23 protein-coding genes are annotated in these 22,501 nt (G+C 50.0%); 7 read left to right on the top strand and 16 right to left on the bottom strand.

Annotated elements, in window-relative coordinates:
- Positions 1–56 precede the first annotated feature (56 nt).
- Complete coding sequence (locus T499_RS0107485) at positions 57–524, top strand: Lrp/AsnC family transcriptional regulator (RefSeq protein WP_033150433.1); 468 nt, start codon at positions 57–59, stop codon at positions 522–524.
- 3 nt (positions 525–527) lie between these two features.
- On the opposite strand, the gene T499_RS0107480 is transcribed toward T499_RS0107485, so the two are convergent.
- The 6 genes from T499_RS0107480 to T499_RS0107455 all read right to left on the bottom strand — a co-directional run bounded on the left by T499_RS0107480 (position 528) and on the right by T499_RS0107455 (position 6,052).
- Entirely contained in the window at positions 528–971 is a 444-nt protein-coding gene (locus T499_RS0107480; protein ID WP_033150432.1) for a MarR family winged helix-turn-helix transcriptional regulator, read from the bottom strand.
- Between the two features lie 37 nt (positions 972–1,008).
- Entirely contained in the window at positions 1,009–1,554 is a 546-nt protein-coding gene (locus T499_RS0107475; RefSeq protein ID WP_013064456.1) for a glutathione peroxidase, read from the bottom strand.
- A gap of 129 nt (positions 1,555–1,683) precedes the next feature.
- Positions 1,684–2,301, bottom strand: a complete 618-nt coding sequence (locus T499_RS0107470; RefSeq protein ID WP_052173541.1) for a nitroreductase family protein — start codon at positions 2,299–2,301, stop codon at positions 1,684–1,686.
- A 111-nt stretch (positions 2,302–2,412) separates the two neighbouring features.
- Entirely contained in the window at positions 2,413–3,768 is a 1,356-nt protein-coding gene (gene hemG / locus T499_RS0107465; protein ID WP_033150431.1) for a protoporphyrinogen oxidase, read from the bottom strand.
- A gap of 2 nt (positions 3,769–3,770) precedes the next feature.
- A complete protein-coding gene (gene hemN, locus T499_RS0107460) occupies positions 3,771–5,135 on the bottom strand; it encodes an oxygen-independent coproporphyrinogen III oxidase (RefSeq protein ID WP_033150430.1) in 1,365 nt (454 codons plus the stop codon).
- Positions 5,136–5,188: 53 nt separating this feature from the next.
- A complete protein-coding gene (locus tag T499_RS0107455; RefSeq protein WP_033150429.1) occupies positions 5,189–6,052 on the bottom strand; it encodes an AraC family transcriptional regulator in 864 nt (287 codons plus the stop codon).
- Positions 6,053–6,300: 248 nt separating this feature from the next.
- On the opposite strand from T499_RS0107455, the gene T499_RS0107450 reads away from it, so the two are divergent.
- Genes T499_RS0107450 through T499_RS0107440 form a run of 3 tightly spaced genes read left to right on the top strand, consistent with a single transcriptional unit; the run spans position 6,301 to position 10,158 of the window.
- Positions 6,301–6,696 carry an L-rhamnose mutarotase gene (locus T499_RS0107450; RefSeq protein ID WP_013064670.1) on the top strand — a complete coding sequence of 132 codons (396 nt, stop codon included), beginning with the start codon at positions 6,301–6,303 and terminating at the stop codon, positions 6,694–6,696.
- Positions 6,689–8,509: an L-fucose isomerase gene (locus tag T499_RS0107445; RefSeq protein ID WP_033150557.1), complete on the top strand. Its 1,821-nt coding sequence runs from the start codon at positions 6,689–6,691 to the stop codon at positions 8,507–8,509. Before T499_RS0107450 ends, T499_RS0107445 begins: the two co-directional genes overlap by 8 nt.
- Before the next feature lie 29 nt (positions 8,510–8,538).
- Positions 8,539–10,158: an alpha-L-fucosidase gene (locus T499_RS0107440; protein WP_052173540.1), complete on the top strand. Its 1,620-nt coding sequence runs from the start codon at positions 8,539–8,541 to the stop codon at positions 10,156–10,158.
- A gap of 73 nt (positions 10,159–10,231) precedes the next feature.
- On the opposite strand, the gene T499_RS14660 is transcribed toward T499_RS0107440, so the two are convergent.
- The 7 genes from T499_RS14660 to T499_RS14655 all read right to left on the bottom strand — a co-directional run bounded on the left by T499_RS14660 (position 10,232) and on the right by T499_RS14655 (position 15,934).
- Positions 10,232–10,333, bottom strand: a complete 102-nt coding sequence (locus T499_RS14660) for a smalltalk protein (RefSeq protein WP_157054556.1) — start codon at positions 10,331–10,333, stop codon at positions 10,232–10,234.
- Positions 10,334–10,406: 73 nt separating this feature from the next.
- A complete protein-coding gene (locus tag T499_RS0107435) occupies positions 10,407–10,931 on the bottom strand; it encodes an HU family DNA-binding protein (protein ID WP_033150427.1) in 525 nt (174 codons plus the stop codon).
- Between the two features lie 407 nt (positions 10,932–11,338).
- Positions 11,339–12,334: a hypothetical protein gene (locus tag T499_RS0107430; RefSeq protein ID WP_033150426.1), complete on the bottom strand. Its 996-nt coding sequence runs from the start codon at positions 12,332–12,334 to the stop codon at positions 11,339–11,341.
- Positions 12,335–12,352: 18 nt separating this feature from the next.
- Positions 12,353–13,987, bottom strand: coding sequence for a DUF4153 domain-containing protein (locus tag T499_RS0107425; RefSeq protein WP_157054555.1), 1,635 nt, complete (start codon positions 13,985–13,987; stop codon positions 12,353–12,355).
- Between the two features lie 90 nt (positions 13,988–14,077).
- A complete protein-coding gene (locus tag T499_RS0107420) occupies positions 14,078–14,902 on the bottom strand; it encodes a nucleotidyl transferase AbiEii/AbiGii toxin family protein (protein WP_033150424.1) in 825 nt (274 codons plus the stop codon).
- The gene (locus T499_RS0107415; protein WP_033150423.1) at positions 14,886–15,521 is read right to left on the bottom strand and encodes a type IV toxin-antitoxin system AbiEi family antitoxin domain-containing protein; all 636 of its coding nucleotides are present in this window, start codon (positions 15,519–15,521) and stop codon (positions 14,886–14,888) included. Before T499_RS0107415 ends, T499_RS0107420 begins: the two co-directional genes overlap by 17 nt.
- 227 nt (positions 15,522–15,748) lie before the next feature.
- A complete protein-coding gene (locus T499_RS14655) occupies positions 15,749–15,934 on the bottom strand; it encodes a hypothetical protein (RefSeq protein WP_157054554.1) in 186 nt (61 codons plus the stop codon).
- On the opposite strand from T499_RS14655, the gene T499_RS14650 reads away from it, so the two are divergent.
- The 3 genes from T499_RS14650 (at position 15,924) to galA (ending at position 20,139) form a co-directional block, all read left to right on the top strand.
- Positions 15,924–16,265: a hypothetical protein gene (locus tag T499_RS14650; RefSeq protein ID WP_157054553.1), complete on the top strand. Its 342-nt coding sequence runs from the start codon at positions 15,924–15,926 to the stop codon at positions 16,263–16,265. The genes T499_RS14655 and T499_RS14650 overlap by 11 nt on opposite strands.
- 174 nt (positions 16,266–16,439) lie before the next feature.
- Positions 16,440–17,570 carry a DUF4421 family protein gene (locus tag T499_RS0107410; RefSeq protein ID WP_084162967.1) on the top strand — a complete coding sequence of 377 codons (1,131 nt, stop codon included), beginning with the start codon at positions 16,440–16,442 and terminating at the stop codon, positions 17,568–17,570.
- Positions 17,571–17,691: 121 nt separating this feature from the next.
- On the top strand, positions 17,692–20,139 hold the full coding sequence (gene galA / locus T499_RS0107405; protein WP_033150421.1) for a beta-galactosidase GalA: 2,448 nt from the start codon (positions 17,692–17,694) through the stop codon (positions 20,137–20,139).
- Here galA and pdxT read toward each other — a convergent pair.
- The 3 genes from pdxT to T499_RS0107390 are packed head-to-tail and all read right to left on the bottom strand — an operon-like array spanning position 20,123 to position 22,482.
- Positions 20,123–20,683 (bottom strand): pyridoxal 5'-phosphate synthase glutaminase subunit PdxT, encoded by a 561-nt coding sequence (gene pdxT / locus T499_RS0107400; RefSeq protein WP_033150420.1) that lies wholly within the window; start codon positions 20,681–20,683, stop codon positions 20,123–20,125. The two genes, galA and pdxT, sit on opposite strands and share 17 nt — an antisense overlap.
- A 25-nt stretch (positions 20,684–20,708) precedes the next feature.
- The gene (gene pdxS, locus T499_RS0107395; protein WP_033150419.1) at positions 20,709–21,584 is read right to left on the bottom strand and encodes a pyridoxal 5'-phosphate synthase lyase subunit PdxS; all 876 of its coding nucleotides are present in this window, start codon (positions 21,582–21,584) and stop codon (positions 20,709–20,711) included.
- A 7-nt stretch (positions 21,585–21,591) separates the two neighbouring features.
- Entirely contained in the window at positions 21,592–22,482 is an 891-nt protein-coding gene (locus tag T499_RS0107390; RefSeq protein WP_033150418.1) for a bifunctional hydroxymethylpyrimidine kinase/phosphomethylpyrimidine kinase, read from the bottom strand.
- Positions 22,483–22,501 lie beyond the last annotated feature (19 nt).

Genomic DNA, 22,501 nt, shown 5'->3' with positions numbered 1-22,501 from the left:
AAATCTTTCCGTTTAAGAGCTTAAAATAGTATCCAAACAGAATAAAACTCTAAGTTATGGCAGATATCCTGGACGAAACCGACTTGCAGATACTGAAAACACTGCAAAAAAACGCCAAATTGACCACCAAAGAGCTGGCCGATGCCGTTCATTTAACACCAACCCCCGTCTTTGAGCGTCAGAAACGACTCGAAAGACAGGGGTATATTAAAAAGTATGTGGCTATTCTCGATCCCGAGAAATTGGGTCAGGGCTTGCAGGTTTTCTGCAAGGTTAAACTCAAGCATATTAACCACGAGATTGCCGACTCATTTGTTCGTCGCATCCAGCGCATACCTGAGGTTACCGAATGCTACAACACCTCGGGTGCCTACGACTACCTTTTAAAGGTACGCGCGCGCGACATGAAACAATACCAGGAGTTCGTGCTCAACAAACTGGGCGAGATAGAAAGCCTGGCCTCTATCGAGAGCACCTTTGTGATGAGCGAGGTGAAACAGAACTACGGTATCCACATCGGCTGAATATTATTTTTGTCGTAATGTGTTGATGATGGTGTCCAGTTCACCAGCCAACCGCTCATAGTCGTCAAGCTGGAACGGACAAGCACTCAGTTCACGACCCATACCGGCGGGAATAACCTGATAAGCCTGCTCTTCCAGCGCCTTACCTTTCTCGGTAAGCGATACTATCTGCTGGCGCTTATCCTCCTTTCCGCGCTGTCGGGTCACTATGCCCAGTTTCTCCATACGCTGCAGCAGCGGCGTAACGGTGTTTGTTTCCAGCAGCAGTCGGCGTGCAATGTCGTTCACAGGTTGGGCGTCCTGCTCCCACAGCACCATCATTACCAGATACTGCGGATAGGTAATACCCAGCTCATTCAGCAGTGGCGTATAAGCCTGAGTTATTAAACGTGTAGCCGTATACAAACGGAAGCAGACTTGATTATCGAGTCGTAATTCTTCGTGCATATCTCTTAATTGTCAATTTTCAATTCTCAATTTTCAATTAGCCAAGCATGGCCTCAATGTCCTTCTCAAAGTCAGCGGGCTCGGTAGTAGGTGCATAGCGCTTAATGGTATCACCGTCTTTCGAAATCAGGAACTTGGTGAAATTCCACTTAATATCGCTGTCCTTCTCTACACTCTTGCTGATGGTTTTGAAGAGAGCCTTGGCAGCCTTGGCCTTTAAACCTTTATACTCCTCGGTGGGAGCCTGTGTCTTCAGATACTCAAAAATGGGATCGGCAGCAGCACCATTCACGTCAATCTTCTTCATAATCTGGAAGGTAACGCCGTAGTTCAACTGGCAGAACTCGCTAATCTCGCTGTCGGTACCTGGATCCTGCTCCTTAAACTGGTTGCAGGGAAAACCGATAACCACCAGTCCCTGATCCTTATACTTCTGGTTCAACGCCTCCAATCCTTCGAACTGAGGGGTGAATCCGCACTTGCTGGCTGTGTTAACTACCAGCAACACCTTTCCCTGGAACTCAGAGAAATCAATCTCCTTACCTTTGCTCGTCAGAGCCTTGAAATCATAAATCTTACTCATATCATTATTACAATTATATCGTTTGCGATGCAAAGGTAAGCATAATTATTTATATCGCAAGCGATTTAGTAAAAACTTTAAGAGAGTTTAACTATATATCGCTTGCGATACGTATTTAAAAGTCCTTGATTAGAAGAACTTTACGATATCATCCAGATCGCGTCTGTCGGGGTGTGTGGGCTCTTCGTTTCTGTAGCCCAAGGCAATTACAGCCATCACAGTCTCGTCCTCGGGGATGTCAAACAGCGCTCTCAGTTGGTCGGCATCGCGCATACCCATAATCAGGGTATCGAATCCCATGGCGCGTGCTTTCAATATCAGGTAGCAGTTGCTCAGTCCGTTATCGTAGGCACCCCAGCCTTCGCCTACCTCGTTGGTAGCCTGTCCCTGGAAATAGCCCGATTTCCCGCGCTCAAAGGTCGACACAATCAGTACCGGTGCATCGGCCACGCGATCCTTGTTGGCGCCAATCATCTCCATGGCAGCCTTCAGTTTCTCCTCGCCGATAGCCACATAATACTTCGAAGGCTGCTGGTTAGCCCACGATGGAGCCTCCTGGGTAGCCTTGAGCAGTTCGCGTACTTCGGCCTCCGAGATTTTCTTCGCTGGGTCGTAGCTACGTACGCTTCTACGGGTGGTTAAAACTTCGTCGAACGATACCGACGTCTCTGTGTTGGTGTTGTCATTATGGCAACTGGTTAAAGCAAGCAGCACTGTGGCTGCACCTATTAAAAACTTTTTTGTCATTAGTTGTTGTTATTAAAAATTACTATCTTCATAACCACTGTTTTTGTTATTGTGGCCACAAAGATAGTAATAATTCTTTAACGCCGCATCATTTGGGCGTTGATTTTAATCTTATTTTTGAAATAATCGGGCGATAGCGGCTGCCTGCTGAATGCGGTTACCCATGCCGATACCGTCGCGCAGATTACCGGCTATAATCAATCCGGGGTACTGCTGCTGGATAGCCTCCACCGCCTTAAAACGCTCGCCACTATCCACGCCATACTGCGGAATGGCATGCTCATGACGGAAGATACGTATCATGTCGGGCTCTACGTTCATAGGATATTTCAACATGCTGTGGAAAGCCTCACGCACCATCGAGCGTATCTCGGCATCACTCTTCTGCAGATAGTCGGTATGTCGGGCGCCACCCATAAAGTACGAGTACAGTGCTCCCCCCTCGGGTGCACGCTGCACAAAGCAGGCCGATGGGAACAAGATACCCAGCACCTTCTTCTGCTCCTTGCTGGGCACCAAACCGCCAAAGGCCGCATAGTCGATACCGCCAGTGTTCTTAATGCCCACACACACCTGTATGATAGGTGCATAGTAAAGCTTGCTGATAGGCGCCATCTGCTCCTGCGCCACAAAGGGTAGCAACGATGACAAGGCATAAGCACCCACAGTGGTAATCACATGGTTGCAGTGTATCTCCTCGGTACCGTTGTTATAGCGTATCAGCCATTTGTGCTCGCCATCGGGCATCACCGTTATCGCCTGTGCACCGGTTACAATGTCGATGCCCTCAGCCAGTGCCTCTACCAGATTCTGCAAACCGCCAAAGGCCGAGAACACCTTCTTGGTAGCCAAGCGGTCGCGCTCGCTCTTAGGCTCCTTGGCCTTAGCAATGGCACCACGCACAAAACTGCCGTAGTTAGCCTCAAGGTTATAAAGTTTAGGCAGCGCATAGCGGGTAGTCAGCTTCATCGGATCACCGGCATACACACCCGACACAAACGGATCAACGGCATACTCGTAGAACGATCGTCCCAGTCGGCGCTGTGCCAGTGCGCCTACGGGCTCATCGGGGTCGGTACCCTTCTTACGCCAGGGCTCACCCAGTATACGGAACTTATCCTTCAGTGTAAACAAGGGGGTACTGATAGCTGCTGGCAAACTGGCAGGCAAAGCATGAAACTCGCTGCCTTTCCATATCAGTCGGCGCTTCGACGATTCACGGGCTGTCTCCATCTGGCAGCGTCCCTCCAGATCACGGAACAACTCGGTAACCTCGGGAAACGATACCACGCCAGTGTTAGGACCACTCTCGAACGTAAATCCATCCTCGTTGTGCGTAGCTATCTGGCCACCTATGCGGTTCTGCTTTTCAAGCACCAGCACATCGCGGCCCATCTTCTTCAGGTTAAAGGCAGTGCTCAGTCCAGTCAGTCCGGCACCTATCACTACTATATCACGTTTTTGCATTGTTATATCGGTTTTGAGAATTGTTTGTCGTTATGAGCCATCAGTGGGTCGAGTGCAGCAGCCACGCAGCGCACAAATGGGCGCCCACAGGTGTTCACCTCAATATGGTCGTCGTCAAAGCGCAACAGTCCGTCGGCCTGCATCTCGCTGAATGTGGTTTCGTTGTAGCCACAGGCCTCGCGCACCTCAGCGGCACTCACACCCAGGTGTGCAGCCACGTCGCTCCAGTTCAGGGTGTAGTTACACATCAGCGTCTCAACCACCTGGCGCACCAGCTTTTCCTGAGGGGTAAGATGATAGCCGCGTGAAATGTAGAGCTGACCACTGTTCAGGGTTTCGATATACGTGTTGATATCGCGACCGTTCTGGGCGTAGCAGTCGTCCAGCTGACTGATACCCGTTACACCAAAGGCATACACCTGCGCCGTTGTACGACGTGTGCAGTAGCCCTGAAAGTTACGGTGCAGCTGTCCCTTGCCAAGCGCCACAGCCAGTTCGTCATCGGGCAGCACAAAATGGTCCAGACCTATGGGCTGATAGCCAGCCGCTGTCAGCACCTCGGCAGCCGCCTCATACATGCCGTTCTTCTCCTGGTTGGCAGGCAGTCCCACCTTATCCAGTATCTGCTGTCGTGGGAACAGCTTTGGCAGATGTGCATACGAGAAAGTAACCAGTCGGTCGGGTCGCCATGCAGCCGCCTGCTCGATGGTATTACGGAACGAGTCGATAGTTTGCAGGGGCAATCCATACAGGAAGTCGAGATTCACCGTTGCCCCACTCTCGTGCAGCATCTCAAGAATCTCACCCACAGGCATCATCGACTCACGTCGGTTCACCACCTTCAGCACTTCGGGGCGCAAGTCCTGCACACCCAGACTATAGCGTGTAAAACCGCATGCAGTAAGCTGCTGCCAGTCGTTGGCATCCAGATAACCGGGATGGCACTCGATGGCAATCTCGGGGCGCTCAATGGTAGGCGCTATCGATAACAGGTGCTCGTTCAGCTCCTTAATCATGGCAATGGGCAATGCCGTAGGACTGCCGCCGCCATAGTGTATCTGCGAGATCTGTCGACCATCGCTGATATGCTTAGCCACTAGGTCGATCTCCTTGTGCAGGGCCTCAACATACGCCTTTACCACCTCGGGCTTGGCCTGAGGATACGAGTTGCAGCCGCAGTAATGGCACAAGTGCCTGCAAAAGGGAATATGCAGGTAGAAAGATATCTGGTTCTGTCGGGCCTCGTTACTCTGATCAACCATCATCAGATAGTCGGCCTCGGTAAAGTTACTAAAGTAATTTGCCGGTGGATAGCTGGTGTATCTCGGTACCGGACGGTTATACTTCTCTATGATGTCTGTTTGCATGGGTGCAAAGGTACTACATTCCGCCGGCCCTCACAATCCCTATTTATATGGATTTACAGTTTAAAATGACTTTTACGGTATTGCTGGGGCGTCATACCCGAGTTTTTCTTGAAAATGCGGTTAAAGTACGAGTAGTCGTCGTAGCCTAACGCGTCGGCTATACGGTTCACGGCCATGTTGGTGGTTACCAGTGTCAGCTCGGCCTTCTCCAGCTTGCGCTTGGTAATAAAGGCATTGGGTGTTTCGCCTGTTTCGTGCTTAAACACGCGTATGAAATGATCCTTCGACATGCAGGCCTTTTCGGCCAGCTGTTCTATGTCGAGCCTTTCGCCGATGTGCTTGCGTATATAGGCCAGCGTCAGATGTATACGGTCGTCCTTCACATCGGCCTTAGGCGTGGCATACTTCAGGAATCGCGACATCAGGATGTACAGGATACCACGACTCTCTACCTTATCGCAGAACGGACGGCGCTGATTAAGTTCCAGGTTACTAATCAGTGTCTGGTGGTTGTCGTACGCTTCAGGGTCCGACTGCTGCAGCTTCAGGAATGGGTTGATAAAGCACAGTCGCCTTACCAGTTCCAGATCGCCCGGAGCCGCCTTTACCTCCACGGGATAGTCCCATTGGTCCAGTATGCTCATATCGCTGTGCATATCCTCGTATATATGTATATAATAATGTGAGAACGGTGCATCGCAGATATAGCTATGCATGGTATAGGCTGGTATAAAATACAGATGGTTAGGTATCAGCGTGTAAACACCCGACGGCATCTCAACCTGCGCCGTACCATCGGTAACGTAATACAAGCGCGCAAACGGACTGCGCACATTTTTCCAGTTCCAGTCGGCCATATGGTCGGCCAGTCCTACGTTCAGGGTCAGTAAGTGAAGCTTGTCTATAGGATAGTTCATAACCAAGTGTTTATAGTGTTTCGTTTACAAAGTAACAACATTTATTTTAAATATACAACAAATTTCAAGTTTTTTTCAGTGCCGATTCGAAAACTAACTATAAAATATCGATAAAGTGCTATAAATCTGAAACAAAATTAACTTTTTTACCATTCTGCCGTCGATTTTCTCTAAAAAAACGCGTTTGTTGATTGGTGTATTTAAAATTATTCCTTAACTTTGCGCCGACAAAAAAGAAAACTACGATAATGGACGAGAAAATTTCAGGTTACAAATGCAAGACTTACAGCATGCCCGTAAAAAGGTATTGCCAAACCATGGATCTTAAAAACGATCCTGAGCTGATAGCCAAGTACAAGGAGGCGCACGACCGCCTGCATGCCTGGCCCGAAATCTTAGCAGGTATCCGTGAGGTGGGCATCCTCGAGATGGAGCTCTACATCCTGGATAACCGTTTGTTCATGATTGTAGAAACCCCACTGGATTTTGATTGGGACAGCGCCATGGCCCGACTGGCCACCCTGCCTCGCCAGGCCGAATGGGAAGATTACGTAGCCATGTTCCAGGCCTGCAAGCCAGGCAGTACTTCCGACGAGAAGTGGCGCATGATGGACCGCATGTTTTATCTTTATGATCATGAATAACTATCCTAAAATTGGTATTCGCCCCACCATCGACGGTCGTCAAGGGGGCGTTCGCGAAAGCCTCGAACAAAAAACAATGGCTTTAGCAAAGGCTGTAGCCCAGCTCATCAGTTCAAACTTGCGTAATGGCGACGGCTCGCCTGTTGAGTGCGTGATTGCCGACACTACCATCGGTCGTGTGGCCGAGAGTGCTGCCTGCGCCCAGAAGTTTGAACGTGAGGGTGTTGGTGCCACCATCACCGTTACATCGTGCTGGTGCTACGGTTCCGAAACCATGGACATGAATCCCCACTACCCCAAGGCTGTTTGGGGCTTTAACGGCACCGAGCGTCCAGGCGCTGTATATCTGGCTGCCGTACTGGCCGCCCACGCCCAGAAGGGATTGCCTGCCTTTGGCATCTATGGCCACGATGTGCAGGACCTCGACGATAACACCATCCCCGCCGATGTAGCCGAGAAACTGCTGCGCTTTGCACGTGCCGCACAGGCCGTAGCCACCATGAAGGGCAAGAGCTACCTCTCATTAGGTAACACCTGCATGGGTATTGCCGGCAGTATCGTTAACGCCGATTTCCTGCAGCAGTATCTGGGCATGCGCACCGAGTACGTATCACTGGTCGAGATTCTGCGCCGTGTTGATTTCGGCATCTTCGATCCCGATGAGTTCAACAAGGCCATGCAGTGGGTAGAGAAATACTGCAAGCCCCAGGAGGGCCACGATTATAACGAGGACCGCCCCCTGTTCCCCGGCACACCTATGACCACCTTCAACGGTAAAGGCAAGGGCAAGAACCGCCAGGAAAAGGATGCCGACTGGGAGTTCACCGTTAAGACCATGATGATTATCCGCGACCTGATGCACGGCAACCCACGCCTGCTGGAGATGGGCTATAAGGAAGAGGCACTGGGCCACAACGCCATCTTTGGCGGTGTACAGGGCCAGCGCCAGTGGACCGATTACAAGCCCAACTTCGACTTCCCTGAGTCGATGCTCTGTACCTCGTTCGACTGGAACGGCCGTCGCGAAGCCGATGTGCTGGCCACCGAGAACGATTTCCTCAACGGCATGTCGATGCTGTTCGGCCACCTGCTCACCAACCGTGGTGTGATGTTCTCCGACATCCGCACCTACTGGAGCCCCGGGGCTGTAGAGCGTGTGGCAGGCCATCGCCCTGAGGGACAGGCAGCTGGTGGATTCATCCACCTTATCAACAGCGGTGCCACCACACTCGATGCCACAGGCGCCATGACAGATGCTAACGGAAAACCCACCATGAAGGAGTTCTGGAATATGACCGATGCCGACGTAGAGGCCTGCCTGAAGGCCACCAGCTGGATGCCAGCCGATCGCGACTACTTCCGTGGTGGCGGCTACAGTTCGCACTTCGTTACCAAGGGTGGCATGCCCATGACCATGATTCGCATAAATATGGTACAAGGCTTAGGTCCTGTGCTGCAGCTGGCCGAAGGCTGGACTGTAGAACTGGATGCCGAAACCCACAACATACTCGACAAGCGTACCGATCCCACCTGGCCTACCACCTGGTTTGTGCCACGATTGGACGCTACCAAGGATTGCTTTAAGGATGTGTACAGCGTGATGAACTGCTGGGGTGCCAACCACGGTGCCATCGCCTACGGCCATATCGGTGCCGACCTGCTCACACTCTGCTCTATCCTGCGCATACCCGTATGCATGCACAACATAGCCGACAAGGACATCTTCCGTCCTGCTGCCTGGAATGCCTTTGGCATGGACAAGGAGGGCGCCGACTACCGTGCCTGCAAGAATTTTGGTCCGATATATAAATAACAATTCATACTTACGTTTACTAACAATTAATGACAACAAGAGAACTACTATTTACGTTCATGGCAGTCGGCGCCTCGCTGACTGCCTTTGCACAAGATTACAAGGTGCCCGTTAGTGAAAGTCATGAACAGATGCAGCAGGGCAAGTACGAACCAACCTGGCAGTCGTTAGAGACGCACCAGACACCCGAATGGTTCCGCAATGCCAAGTTCGGCATCTGGGCCCACTGGGGACCTCAGTGTGTCGAAGGTTCTGGCGACTGGATGGCTCGTGGCATGTATATCGAGGGTAGTAGTCAGTACAAGCACCATGTAAAGCACTACGGACATCCCTCAGAGTTCGGTTTCAAGGACATCCTGCCCTTGTTCAAGGCCGAGAAGTGGGATCCCGAGGCGCTCGTGCAGCGCTACAAGCGTTGTGGTGCTCAGTACTTCTTTGTACTGGGCAATCACCACGACAACTTCGACCTGTGGGATTCACAGTATCAGGAGTGGAACTCCAAGAACATCGGACCTAAGAAGGATATCCTCGAAGGCTGGGCCCGTGCTGCCAAGAAAGCCGGACTGCCACTGGGAATCTCGTTCCATGCCGACCATGCCTGGACCTGGTACGAAACCGCACAGCGTTACGATCAGAACGGTCCGAAAGCCGGTGTATATTACGATGGCAAGCTTACTAAGGCCGATGGCAAAGGCAAGTGGTGGGAAGGTCTCGACCCCCAGAAGCTCTACGCCCAGAACCACCCCATGAGCGACCGCTCGTGGAACAACGGTCAGATACATGCCCAATGGGGCTGGGAGAACGGCGCAGCCACACCATCCGAGGAGTTCGTAACCAACTTCTACGATCGCACCCTCGATGCCATCAACCGCTATAATCCCGACCTCATCTACTTCGATGTAACGGTGCTGCCCTTCTATCCCATCAGCGACTGTGGACTGAAGATTGCCACCCACATGTATAACAAGAATCCACGTAGCGTGGTGTTTGGTAAGATACTGAACGAGGATCAGAAGAAGGCTCTTACCTGGGATGTGGAGCGTGGTGCCCCCAACCAGATTATCGCCGAGCCCTGGCAAACCTGCAACTGCATTGGCGACTGGCACTATAACACCAGCACCTACAAGCACGGCTACCGCACATCCGAGAACATGGTAAAACAGCTGGTCGACATCGTATCCAAGAATGGCAACCTGCTGCTTAATATCCCCCTGCGTGCCGATGGCACCTACGACGAGAAGGCCTCGCAGTTCCTCGACGAGCTCGAGGCTTGGATGACACCTAACGGCGAGAGTATCTTTGGCACCCGTCCTTGGGTTAAGTTCGGCGAGGGTCCTGTAGCCGAGAAGGCTATTGCCATCAATGCCCAGGGCTTTAACGAGGGTCAGTACAACGGTATGGACTACCGCGACGTGCGTTTTAACCAGACCAAGAAATACCTGTATGCCACCGCTATGGGATGGCCTCAGGACGGCCGTCTGGTCATCAAGTCGCTGGCCAAAGGCAATAAGGATTTCAAGAAAACTATTACAAGCGTTTATCTGTTAGGCTACGGCAAACTCAAGGCTTGCCAAACAGCCGACGGACTGGTAGTAAACCTGCCCAAGCCCTGCAACAAGATCGCTCCTGTACTCCGTATAACGAAATAAACCTGCTAACAACTAAATTCACCCTTATAAAAGGGCAAACGGTGCAGCTCGTGAGAGTTGCACCGCTTTCATTTCACACGATTTGAACGCCTGCGGCAGTTGCACCTACTGCGCCTAACAAGGCGGTGATTACTGCCACCACGATCTTCGCAATCGTCCTCCAGTTCTTCATCATAATTCCTCCTTTCTTAATTTTTACATTATTACATTTTTACATTTTAATAAGGCTGGGGCCGAAGCCCCAAACCTTAATCCCCGATGGGCTCGTGGCTGCCACCGCCGTTACCACCGTTGCTTGGCTGGGTGCTACCACCGTTGCCACTCTGACTGTTACCGCCAGTGGTTGGCTTAGTGGTGTCGACATCGTTCTTTGGCGCCTCCTGCACACTACAACCAGTGATGAAGGTCTTCTGACGCAGACCACTGCCATCGGTCTTTACCTCGGGCTGAAACAGCACATGCAAGCCTTTGATGTTCTTACTGGTGCTGAAGTCAGCAGCGCTGTCAGCGCCCTCACCACGGATACCGATCTTAAACGATCCAAAGCCATTCAGCTTCACACGCTTAGAATCCTGTAACTGGTCGGCCATCGTCTCGATGAGCTCAGAGATCACAGCCACGATATCGGCCTTTTTCAAGGTACAGTTACGCTGCATGATAGCGGCCAGCTGCTCCGTATCCACGGTCTGGGTAATCACGGCACGTGGATACCACTTGCCATAGCCCTTGGCTTTAGGTGATGTCACCTTCGACAATCTGTACAATACAGACATATTGCTCCTCCTTTCTTTACTCGGGATTCACATCCCTACTGCGTTAATTACTACTTAGGGCAGGAGTTTCCTGCTTGCAGCATCATTTTTCAAATGCACTGCAAAGATACAATATTTTTCACCCTTTTCCAAGAAAATCAGCCTTTGGCAGTTAGCCAAAATAATTCTTTCATTTTCTTTCTGTCACCAGAAAGAAAACCGAAACAAAAGAAAGAGTGCAAAAACGTCCTGAGCTCAGAGGCCGGAAACAATTACTTATAATCTGCGGATTGGTAGTAGCAGAGGTTTTCGCCTTTTTCGTGGTGTTTGGTGTTCTCGGCGGCGCATCCCGTCAAGAAAGCGAGCAAAACAAAAAGCCCTAAAACCTTATAAATAGATATACTTCTTTTCATACAATCCTGGTAGGTTTATTTATACTCATGCAAAGGATATTTCTTTAGTAATGGTTTATATAATGGGTGGGGATTTTGTTCAAGCGCTAAATGGAAATGCCAACAGTATGAAAAATAGTCCTTATTCTTCTTTTTACTTGTTGATAGTGCCTGGTCTATGACGTTATAACTCCACCGCGTGTTATAGTTTATCAATGCTTCAAAAGGAAATAGCACTCCTCCCTCATTCGCCAATCTCTTGCATACATGCTGAATAGGCACTTTGAATGAAGCCGAAGGCCAGACAGCTATTGCATCAAATACAATAGGCACTGTATCACGATAATCAAATGCTTTATCATGTTCTATCTTAGATAGAAGTCGAATAATCTCCTGCTTATCCTGCTCTTTATGATACCTTGCCAAAGCTATCAGCGCCCGTTTGTCTTGTTTATACAATTGTCGAAGATGACACTCATATTCAGGCTTTACTGGTAATTCCTGGTATAATTTGTATGTATAGTTGAGCTTTGAGCTATTTACAGAATACAGAACGGCACTGTCAATTCGTATTGAATCTTCTATAGTAACCTTACTTCGTACTCTGTTGCCCAACATCATTGATATTCTGATATCGGTAACACTCTCAGCTTGTCCACAAAATCCATCTGAAGTACAAACAAGAGTGATATCATCTACCTCAGAAATAGCTAGGTTTGCAGCCTCATGCGGATCCTTCATCAGAAGTGCGCGAAAGGCAATCAGACGCTCGATGTAGTTTTCATGTTTAGATGCAAGCTGTATTAATTCAGCAACGGAGGCATGAGCATATAAGCTATCTGATTTTATCCATTGAGGCGACACTTCTTTACCAGCCCTAATCGTTCTGATTCTATGAAATGTCCTTTCCACTCTTTCTGCCTGGGTAGTTTTGTCAGTCTGACCAGAAGAAGAACTCCCAGTCTTTGCATTATTATGACAACCTTGCAAGGTTATTGCCAATAATCCCACTATTATCACTCGTTTTGACATACAGTTATGATAGGTTTATTATTTCTGCTTTCTGAACAACTGGAGACCGTAGTACCTGACATCGGTAATGACACTATCTCTGATACAAATGCCTTCAAGTATTAGCATCAGTGAGTCGTTGCGATAGGTAAGCAGTGGTTCTGGATGGCGCAGAAGCGATCTGTCCTGACTGACAATCTTTTGGATAGGATATTCGAGTACGGTATCCTTATTCAGGGTGACAATGACCGTCGTGTCATTATAGTTGCATTGGTAAGCTTTTGAGGGTAGCATAATTGTGTATTCGCCTAACTCAACAGGATTTCTCCTGCTATACGAGTCGTAATCACTATAATCGCGATCCTTTGCCTTGGCATAGCTGAAGCTATACTCCGAATGCGACCATTTGCCGTATTTAGCTTCGAACTCCTTGTCGCCGATTCCATCGCGTACATACTTGATAACACTGCTTACATCCTTGTATCGCTCGCACATCATACTGTCTTGCTTGATACTCCAGGTGTCAATATCGTCGTTCAGCTTGCCCGTCTTGGCGTCAGTAAGTTTCAGTTCGCTGATAAGCTCAGTGAGTCGTTGCTTCTGACAGCTAAGGCCGATGCTCTTGGCAGATATACCAGGAATGTAAGTAAAGAGGATGATGGCTACACCGAAGATGAGCGCCATAAGTTGATAACGACGAGTGCGCTTGTGGAATAGCATCAGCACAAATAGCGTCATCAGCACACCTGCCACCATCAGATAGAAACGACTCTCGGTGAAACTATACAGACGGATACGGTAGATAGAGCCAATCCAGTACATGATGAGTGGAGGGATGGCAATAAAAGAGAATCGATTGTAAAACCAGTCGTAATATCGATGACTGAGTATGGACTGGGCCACACGACCTATCAATGCCACCGTAATAAATCCCATCACCATCCAAGCTACCCCACCCTTGGGCAAATCCCACACGAATACAATCTTTATGAAATAGGTATACAGAATGACGGTATAGATAATGACAGCTGGCGAGAGGATGAAATTGAGGATGATTCGCAGTATCTTGAAGGGCTCTTCAACAACATCCTCGTTCTGCCGAACCAGTGTACAGCATATTTGCGAAGCCAGCACCAAGAATACGAACTGGGCGATATGCTCGTAGAAATATTGGGGCTCGTCGATGCCAAAAATATAGAAGAAAGATGCACAAATAGCCAACACCGCCATATAAAGGAGACCTGATATGATCAGACCGAAAAATATCTGTGTAGCCACATGCAGCGCATGAGCCGCAAACGAGCGGTTGTCTAATCGTCTGTTGCCGATAATGAGCAGGATGGCAGCCAGAACATAGGTGAACGTGAATCCGTATGTCCATAGGAACGGCTTCAAGTCGAGCATCATCAGAGGCAGGAATATGAAGAACGAGACGTAGTAAGCCCAACGATTAACGCGATGGAGCCACAATGTCAACGCCATTAGCGGAACAAAGAACCAGAGAATGTCACCATTTACTGCACTTTCATACTCTGCCGTATTCTCATTCCATACGTGCGTCTCAGTATTCCAAACGGCAATGATAAAGAATGCTAATCCCAAGACGAACTCTACAGGGAACTTACGCGGACTAAGCAACAACTGCTGCAATAATGATTTCAGTTTTGTACTCATATACAATGTTAGGTTATTATCAGTTTTTTAAATTCTGCCGACAAAGATACTGACTTATTTCTATTCCGCCAAATGTTTTGCGAGAAATTATCACTTAAACACTATCATGTCGGCTAGCTGCATGAAGTAATCGTTACTCCAGATGTCGAGTTCACGCTTGTCGATGATGTAAGGGATAACATCGGCCTTTACTACATCAATGTCTGCTTTAGAAATACGTTCCTTTAGGAGTTCCTTGAAGAGTTCCTTAGTAAGGTCGATATCATTAAACTCCTTTGTACGCACTCTCAGATGATCAAAATCCAATGCCACGCGATTTCGAACATACCATTCGAAATCGTACCAGTCGCGCCCCTTTATGCGATTCTTCCAGGCACGAAAAGTTAGAGCATGCATCTTACCGGCATACAGATCGGGCAACGTAAAGCAACGGGTTGTAAACGAGAAGGGCTGCATAAGCAGTTTCTGCTCGGTAGAAAACTCAAGAGGCGGATTTACATCTACCTCGATCTTTATCTTCAATGTCTTTTCGGTCTGAAACGTCAGATTGTACACATCAGTATTATCCTTCAGGAAAGCTGATTCCACCTTGCCAAAAGTACGCTTGTCCTTCTTAGTAATGGTAACCGTTCGCCCTAAGAGTCGAGCCTCTTCGATAATGGCTGGAAAATAGGTTTCGAGCGTAAAATTTGGATTCTTCGCCAGCAAAGAGAAATCCATATCCTCAGAATAACGTCTTAATCCGTGAAAGATTCTAAGGCACGTACCGCCGTAGAAGGCAGCCTCCTTAAAGAAACCGCCACGATACAAACCACTCAGCACCACCTGCTGCATTACCTCGTAGAGTGCATTCTTCCTATCGTTATCGCCTGCGATAGTGTGCTGCGCTACCATTTGTTCAAAGATGTCTGACATGCTTTATATACTTTATTAACGTGTTTATACTTGATTGCTTGCGGCTTGCTAATGCACATCGTTCAAGAAGTTCGATATCAAAGTTCTCAAGTGTGTCTGTGTCAAAACGAATGTCTTCCTCAAGATAACTCTCTACATCCTTCATGAAACGTAGATTCAGACACTTGCTAAAGTTAATCACATCGCAAAGAGCCTTCTCGGGGGTAGCTATCAAGAAACTAACACCATCGGCCTGCTCTATTCTAACGCCAACAGCGAAATATTCTGGCGAGCAGTTCTGATAACTGAAACGGCCTACAGCGTTCTCAAAATCTCTGGAGTGCTTGGTGGTAACTGATGTTACCTGATACACACGTTCTGGTATCAACCCATAATAGCGCATGGCATATTCGCAACCCACATACGATGGTCCGTAAATGTGATTGGCTATCAGTTCCTTCGACAGTTCCTTACCGGTTTCCATCTTGCTGGCCACGTACATACCCTTCTTTAAGCGTATAATCTGACCATTCTTTTCGAGCGCGCGCGCTTTTTCGTTAATATGCTTATGGTTCGGGAAAAACGCACTTAGCACATTAACATCAAAGGGGATATTGCCTATGTTCTCAAACGGTGTCATCTATATACAATTAGTGCTTGAACGGTGCAAATATAGTTATATTTCGTACACAAAACAAATATTTTCTTTGTTTTCTGTGCAAAATATTACTATTTTAACTTTATTTCAAAAAAAAGGCTGATCCCCTAAGAATCAGTCCTTGCAGTGGCAAAAATAAAAAGTAGCTTTTTGGCGCACGAAAAGCTACTTTTTGATGGGTGAAAAGTTACTTTTCGGAGGGCGAAAAGCTACTTTTCGTTGAGATGGTGGTGGCGGGCCTCCAGTTCGCGAAGGATGCGGCGATCGCGACTGGGCTTTACGTAGTACAGCCACTTGCAGTGGTTGCATACGTGGCGGTAGGTGCCCGTCTTCATGCGTTCTAATTTGCTGCGCGGCAGTGTTTGCCCGCAACGCGTACAAGTTATGTATTCCATATTAAAACGGATTGCCATCTTTCCAGTCGGCATTATCGTCAATCGCCGCCACGCCACCGGCATCTGCTCGCGCGCGCCACCCTCATCAGACGGCTGCGTGTCGTCAAGACACACGCAAGCAGACTGTTTTTCTTTATTTTCTTTTTCTATTTTTATTTCTATTTCTTCCGCGTGCGTATTAATAAGTACGCGCGGGAGTGCCGCAACTTTGCTGCATCTTACTGGCAACCTTGCCGAACTGTTGTTGCATCCAATGGCTGGTAAAACGCTTCTTTTCGTCATCCACCACAAACAGGCCATAACTAATAATCAGGCGCTTCACCTGTCATAAAAGGCATCTAAGTTATATTGAAAAAGCAGCCCAACAAATCGATCCTGGGCTTAGATAATTAGTTGTTGTGTTAGCTACTTCGGACATTCCGGAATGCAAAAGTACCCAAAATATTTGGAACTTTAAATACTTATTCGTATATTTGCAAGCAAACAATCTAATTATTAATATACAATGACATTGAAAAGCATCATTTTAGCGATAGGTATGGGCTGTTGCGGGACGGCGACGGCACAAGGGGGCCTGACTACTTTCGTGAAGAAAGTGGGCACGATGATCGACTCGATGTCGGTGAGAGGCCTCGACCGTAGCTATATTGATGCTCCTGAGAAACCATGGCAACTGATAGCCAAGGGCAATGTGAGTCAGACGATTGTGAGTATGAACGCCGATGGAAACATATTAGGCGTGGACTACAGTGCCCGACCCTATCTTAAAACGCAGCCCTCACAGTACGTAGGTTTCTGGGCGGGCTACCGAGGCTATGGCATCGGCTACACCGTGAACGTGGGCGGCGACAAAGGTAGCAACCTGGTGTTTGGTGCCACAGGAGGCGCCTACGGCGTGAACGTGCGCATACACTCGTTCGACAACAGCAACCCCAGCATCAACCTGAACAGCGAACTGCTGAGCGAGGAAGAACAGAAAACCTGGGACGACGTACAACTGATAGACCCCATACACGTGCGAACCGTGATTGCCGATGGCTACTATATGTTCAACGGCAAGAAATTCTCGTATGCGGCGGCCTACGACCAGTCGGTGATACAGAAACGTTCGGCTGGATCGCTCATGGCCGGACTGATGTACAACTATACGCGTATCGACTATGCCACCGACCTGAATGGCGACCTGGTGTATCTGATGCACGGACTGGGCAAAGTAAAGCTGTGGCAGGGCAGCGCTGGCGTGGGCTATGCCTACAACTGGGTGCCAGCACGCGGACTGCTGGTTAACGTGATGCTGATGCCCATGGTGACATTCGTGAACAAACTGAAGGTGTTTGCCTACGCCACCAACGTGCCCGAACTGATGACCGACGACAGATTCTGGAGCGAAGACATCAGCAACGAGGAATGGGACGAGTGGTTCTACAGCAATGTGCACATCACACCCATGGGCGACAAAACCATCAACAGCGGTATCAGTCTGGGATTCGACACACGCATGTCGGTGACCTACAACTTCGGACGCTACTTTATCAGTGCCTACGGACAGTTTAACAACATACGCTATCGCCACCAAAGCACGCATGGCTATCTGAACGACTGGTTTATCAACACCGCCATCGGCATAAGATTATAACCGATGATTGTTTGTACTATTTTGCTGATTGTTAGTATTATAGAACGACTTTGCGAAAAAAATTTTGTATTTCGCGCGATTTGCACTATCTTTGCAAAAAAATAACTATAAACAGCAAACAATGAAACTTAAAACGATGATTGTAGCAGCGATAGGCTGCCTGCTAACTGCCAACTTGAATGCACAGAGCGTACGCGAAACCATCCGACTTGACAAGGGATGGCGATTTGCACTGGGAAACGCTGCCGACCCTCAAAAGGACTTCGGCTGCGGCACGGAGTATTTTAACTATCTGACAAAGGCCAACTCGATACACAACGAGGGACCGTACGCGCAGAAATTTGTGGAGGACAACCGTTGGCACGAGGTGCAGTTGCCGCACGACTGGGTGACCACACTGCCCTATGCGGCCGAAGCCAGTCACTCGCACGGCTATAAGACGGTGGGCTACAAATACCCTGAAACCAGCGTGGGATGGTACAGGAAAAATGTAAAAATTGAAAAATTAGAAAATGAAAACGAATTGCCGTATAAGTACTATTTGCGCTTCGACGGCATCTTCCGCAATGCCCGTGTGTGGTTCAACGGCTTTTATTTGGGCATCGAACCCAGCGGTTACGCCACACAAACCTACGACATCACACCCTATATCAAATACGGCGACGACAACCTGATATGCGTGCGCGCCGATGCCACCCTGGAGGAGGGGTGGTTTTACGAGGGCGCCGGCATCTATCGCGACGTGTGGTTGGAGAAAGCAGCACAGGTAAGCGTGGCACCTTTCGGCACGTTTGTGTACGCCGAACTGCAGCAGCCTTACAACGAGGCTGTGGTACATGTAAAGACAGAGGTGACCAACAGCAGCCTGAAAACCCAGCTATATGAGGTTGAGCAGCGAATGCTGGATGCCGAAGGCAGAGAGGTGGCACACGTCAGCGGATTCACGTACCCTATACTCGCCAAAGAAACGCGAACAACCGATCATCGGATAAAGATTTCTAATCCGCACCTGTGGAGCACCACCGACCCCTATCTGTATAAGGTGGAGACGACGGTAAAGGTAGATGGTAAAGTAACGGATGTGTACGAAACAACGACAGGTTTGCGTGATATACAGTTTACTGCCGACCGTGGTTTCTTGCTGAACGGCCAGCCCCTGAAGCTGAAGGGCGTGAACCTGCATCAGGACCATGCGGGTGTGGGCGCTGCCATTCCCGATGCCTTGCAGACATGGCGAATTAAGCAGCTGAAGGCCTTTGGCTGCAATGCCTATCGCGCATCGCACAATCCCATGACGCCAGCACTGCTGGACATCTGCGACCGCGAGGGCATCTTAGTCATCGACGAGAACCGACTGATGGGCATCAACGACGAGCATCTGCGACTGCTGGAGCGGATGATTAAGCGCGACCGTAATCACCCCTGCATCATCCTGTGGAGCGACGGCAACGAGGAATGGGGCCTGGAGAACAACATACAGGGCACACGACTGGCCGAAGCCATGCGCGAATACACCAGACTGTACGACCCGACACGACCCAGTACGGTGGCCAATGCTGGCGGTACCGAGCTGATAAAGGGACTGGACGTGAAGGGATTTAACTACATCATCCAGAACGATGTGGATAACCGTAAGAAGGCCAATCCCAACTGGAAGATTGTGGGCACCGAAGAGACAACGGGCTGCGGGACACGCGGCATCTATTTTAATGATCCCGACTGCAAGGGGCGCATGGTGAGTATGAACCGCACCATGGAACAGAACTACGAGAACATCATTGAGCGCGGCTGGAAGTTCTACGACGAGCGACCATGGGCTGCAGGACTGTTCTACTGGACGGGCTTTGACTATCGCGGCGAGCCCAATCCCCTATCCTATCCTGCGCACGACTCGGAATTCGGTATCCTGGACTACTGCGGATTCTGGAAAGACGAAGCTTACTACCTGAAGGCATGGTGGACTGATGAGCTTACGCTGCATCTGCTTCCACACTGGAACCTGCAGGGCCACGAGGGCGAGGAGATAGAGCTGTGGGCCTACAGCAACTGCGACGAGGTGGAGCTAATTGTGAACGGGAAGAAACTGGGACGACAGACGATGCCAAAGAACGGGCATCTGAAGTGGAAAGCCACCTACCAGCCAGGTAAGGTGGTGGCCATAGGCTACAAGAACGGCAAGCGCACACTGACACAGACCATAGAGACCACCAAGCCTGCCTATAAGACAGTGCTGAAGGCCGACCGACAGACGATTACGGCCGACGGACAGGACCTGGCCGTGGTGACCATCGAAGTGCAGGACCAGAAAGGGCGCGTGGTGCCCGATGCCTGCCCAATGTTGAACCTGCGATTAGAGGGTGATGCCCGCATATTAGGTGTGGGCAACGGCGACCCGATGTATGCAGGCATCGACCATCCCAAGGAGCTGAACTGTAAGACTTTCAGCGTGCCAGCCTTTAACGGCAGGGCACAGGTGCTGGTGCAGAGCACCACACAAAAAACAACCGCCACCCTGACATGTGAGAGTGGCGGCCTAAAGAACGGAGTAGTTATTATTGTAACGAAATAAGCAATTGGTGCAGACGGGTATCGCTGTCGAGTTCGGGGTGGAATGCCGTGGCAATCTGGTTACCCTGACGAGCGGCGACGATATGGTCGTCGACCTGTGCTATCGGCTGACAATCGGCCGATAGCACTTCTTCGATATACGGTGCACGGATAAAGGTCATAGGCACGTCATCGCCAATGCCTTCGACAGTGCCTGTGGTATGGAAACTGCCCAACTGGCGCCCGTAGGCGTTGCGACGCACACGGATGTCCATAGTGCCCAGATAACCCTGTGAGAGCAGAATCATGCCTGCACAGGTGCCTAGCACAGGCATGCCATCGGCAATGGCCTGGCGGATGGGTTCGAAAAGCCCCAACTCCTTGAGCAGGCGCAGCTGCACGGTGCTTTCGCCACCAGGCAGGATGAGGAGCCTACCCCTAACCTCTGAGATAAACTCGGTCCAATCCCTTAACTGGCGGATTTCCACCGTTTCAACGCCTAGGCGTTGCAACACCTGCTCGTGCTCTATAAATGCCCCTTGCAGGGCCAACACTGCTGCTTTCATGCTTCAATTCTTCAATCCTTCAATTTTACTTTCCACGTTCGGCCATTAAGAGCTGGATTTCCTGCTCGTTGATACCTACCATAGCCTCGCCAAGATCCTCGGAGAGCTGGGCCAGCAGCTTGGCATCCTGATAGTTGGTTACGGCCTGTACAATGGCGGCAGCACGCTTGCGGGGGTTGCCACTCTTAAAGATACCGCTACCTACAAACACGCCCTCGGCACCAAGTTGCATCATGAGCGCAGCATCGGCAGGGGTAGCCACACCACCAGCAGCAAAGTTAACCACAGGCAGCTTGCCATTATCGTGTACGTAGCGTACCAGCTCGTAAGGGGCCTGCAACTGCTTGGCTGCCTCGAAGAGCTCATCCTCGCTCATAGATACCAATCGGCGGATCTCGCTCTGCATCAGGCGCATGTGACTCACGGCCTGTACTACATCGCCGGTACCTGGTTCGCCCTTAGTACGAATCATGGTAGCACCCTCGGCAATACGGCGCAGGGCCTCGCCAAGGTTCTTGGCACCACACACAAAGGGCACATCGAACTTGGTCTTATCGATATGATAGATGTTATCGGCTGGGCTGAGCACCTCGCTCTCGTCGATATAATCAATTTCGATGGCCTGCAAGATCTGAGCCTCGGCAATATGACCGATACGGCACTTGGCCATCACGGGAATAGTTACAGCCTCCTGGATGCCACGAATCATCTTAGGGTCGCTCATACGGCTAACACCTCCTGCTGCACGGATGTCGGCAGGAATACGTTCGAGGGCCATTACAGCGCAGGCACCAGCCTCTTCGGCTATCTTGGCCTGCTCGGGAGTAGTCACGTCCATTATAACACCACCCTTCAGCATCTGAGCTAACTGGCTGTTTAACGCTTGTCTTTCGTTTGTCATTTTGTATTTATTGTTTATGTTGAAATTCGGTGGGCGAAACACCTTTGCGCTTTTTGAAGAAACGCGACAGGTGGGCCTGCGACGAGAAGCCCAGACACAGGGCTACGTCCTTGAGTGGCTTGTTGGTTGTGGTGATAAGCTTGGCAATCTCGGCAGTGATACGCTCGTCGATGATGGCCTTGGGCGAACGACCGGCAATCTGACGGGTTACCTGTGCCAGATAGCGCGCACTGACATTGAGCTGCTCGGCATAGAAAGCCACATCGGCATAGCGGTTGTAGTAATGCTCAACAGCATCCAGGAACTGATTGTAAAGCTCCTCGCTACGGGTGTTACCATCGGCATAAACGGCAGGCAGCTGCTTGAGATAGGTTTGCGCATGCAGCAGAGCATCGCTCACCTTCTCGTCGAGACTGAGATAATAGGCCAATGCCGATCCCAACTGGTTGGCAAGACCATGGCGACGGGGACCGCCAGGCAGATCGGATGGCGCCAGAACCACGGTACACAGCGGTATGAGCAGGCGCTGGATGGCCTCGTAAACACGGGGCAGAACCAGTTGTTCGCCCTTGGTAGATGTGAGCACGGGGGCATAGATAATGTGCTTGGGCTGATAGCGCTTGAGCACATCGGCCAGCATCTCGACCACATCGATACGGCGCACCAGACCAATCTTGATGACTTGCGGCTGGAGGTCGTTGATGATAGCCTCGACCTGCTGACGAACCACTGAGGCAGGCAGATCGTGGAACTCCTGGATACCCAGGGTGTTCTGCACGGTAATCGACGTGATAGCCGATGCTGCAGCACCGCCTAACGCACTGATGAGCTGGATGTCGGCCTGAACACCAGAACCACCTGTACCATCGCTACCTGTTATCGTGAGTATCGTATTCATGGGTGCAAAGGAAACAAAA

The sequence above is a fragment of the Prevotella sp. RM4 genome, assembly GCF_000701965.1.
GTDB lineage: Bacteria > Bacteroidota > Bacteroidia > Bacteroidales > Bacteroidaceae > Prevotella > Prevotella ruminicola.
The sequence above is the reverse complement of the archived record's forward strand: the minus strand, read 5'-3'. Positions and strand labels throughout refer to the sequence as shown.

What these genes read in the sequence shown, in the direction of transcription:
- T499_RS0107485 (WP_033150433.1), top strand. Translation starts at nt 57, where the DNA reads ATGGCAGATATCCTGGACGAAACCGACTTGCAGATACTGAAAACACTG.
- T499_RS0107480 (WP_033150432.1), bottom strand. Translation starts at nt 971, where the DNA reads ATGCACGAAGAATTACGACTCGATAATCAAGTCTGCTTCCGTTTGTAT.
- T499_RS0107475 (WP_013064456.1), bottom strand. Translation starts at nt 1,554, where the DNA reads ATGAGTAAGATTTATGATTTCAAGGCTCTGACGAGCAAAGGTAAGGAG.
- T499_RS0107470 (WP_052173541.1), bottom strand. Translation starts at nt 2,301, where the DNA reads ATGACAAAAAAGTTTTTAATAGGTGCAGCCACAGTGCTGCTTGCTTTA.
- hemG (WP_033150431.1), bottom strand. Translation starts at nt 3,768, where the DNA reads ATGCAAAAACGTGATATAGTAGTGATAGGTGCCGGACTGACTGGACTG.
- hemN (WP_033150430.1), bottom strand. Translation starts at nt 5,135, where the DNA reads ATGCAAACAGACATCATAGAGAAGTATAACCGTCCGGTACCGAGATAC.
- T499_RS0107455 (WP_033150429.1), bottom strand. Translation starts at nt 6,052, where the DNA reads ATGAACTATCCTATAGACAAGCTTCACTTACTGACCCTGAACGTAGGA.
- T499_RS0107450 (WP_013064670.1), top strand. Translation starts at nt 6,301, where the DNA reads ATGGACGAGAAAATTTCAGGTTACAAATGCAAGACTTACAGCATGCCC.
- T499_RS0107445 (WP_033150557.1), top strand. Translation starts at nt 6,689, where the DNA reads ATGAATAACTATCCTAAAATTGGTATTCGCCCCACCATCGACGGTCGT.
- T499_RS0107440 (WP_052173540.1), top strand. Translation starts at nt 8,539, where the DNA reads ATGACAACAAGAGAACTACTATTTACGTTCATGGCAGTCGGCGCCTCG.
- T499_RS14660 (WP_157054556.1), bottom strand. Translation starts at nt 10,333, where the DNA reads ATGATGAAGAACTGGAGGACGATTGCGAAGATCGTGGTGGCAGTAATC.
- T499_RS0107435 (WP_033150427.1), bottom strand. Translation starts at nt 10,931, where the DNA reads ATGTCTGTATTGTACAGATTGTCGAAGGTGACATCACCTAAAGCCAAG.
- T499_RS0107430 (WP_033150426.1), bottom strand. Translation starts at nt 12,334, where the DNA reads ATGTCAAAACGAGTGATAATAGTGGGATTATTGGCAATAACCTTGCAA.
- T499_RS0107425 (WP_157054555.1), bottom strand. Translation starts at nt 13,987, where the DNA reads ATGAGTACAAAACTGAAATCATTATTGCAGCAGTTGTTGCTTAGTCCG.
- T499_RS0107420 (WP_033150424.1), bottom strand. Translation starts at nt 14,902, where the DNA reads ATGTCAGACATCTTTGAACAAATGGTAGCGCAGCACACTATCGCAGGC.
- T499_RS0107415 (WP_033150423.1), bottom strand. Translation starts at nt 15,521, where the DNA reads ATGACACCGTTTGAGAACATAGGCAATATCCCCTTTGATGTTAATGTG.
- T499_RS14650 (WP_157054553.1), top strand. Translation starts at nt 15,924, where the DNA reads ATGTATTCCATATTAAAACGGATTGCCATCTTTCCAGTCGGCATTATC.
- T499_RS14655 (WP_157054554.1), bottom strand. Translation starts at nt 15,934, where the DNA reads ATGGAATACATAACTTGTACGCGTTGCGGGCAAACACTGCCGCGCAGC.
- T499_RS0107410 (WP_084162967.1), top strand. Translation starts at nt 16,440, where the DNA reads ATGACATTGAAAAGCATCATTTTAGCGATAGGTATGGGCTGTTGCGGG.
- galA (WP_033150421.1), top strand. Translation starts at nt 17,692, where the DNA reads ATGAAACTTAAAACGATGATTGTAGCAGCGATAGGCTGCCTGCTAACT.
- pdxT (WP_033150420.1), bottom strand. Translation starts at nt 20,683, where the DNA reads ATGAAAGCAGCAGTGTTGGCCCTGCAAGGGGCATTTATAGAGCACGAG.
- pdxS (WP_033150419.1), bottom strand. Translation starts at nt 21,584, where the DNA reads ATGACAAACGAAAGACAAGCGTTAAACAGCCAGTTAGCTCAGATGCTG.
- T499_RS0107390 (WP_033150418.1), bottom strand. Translation starts at nt 22,482, where the DNA reads ATGAATACGATACTCACGATAACAGGTAGCGATGGTACAGGTGGTTCT.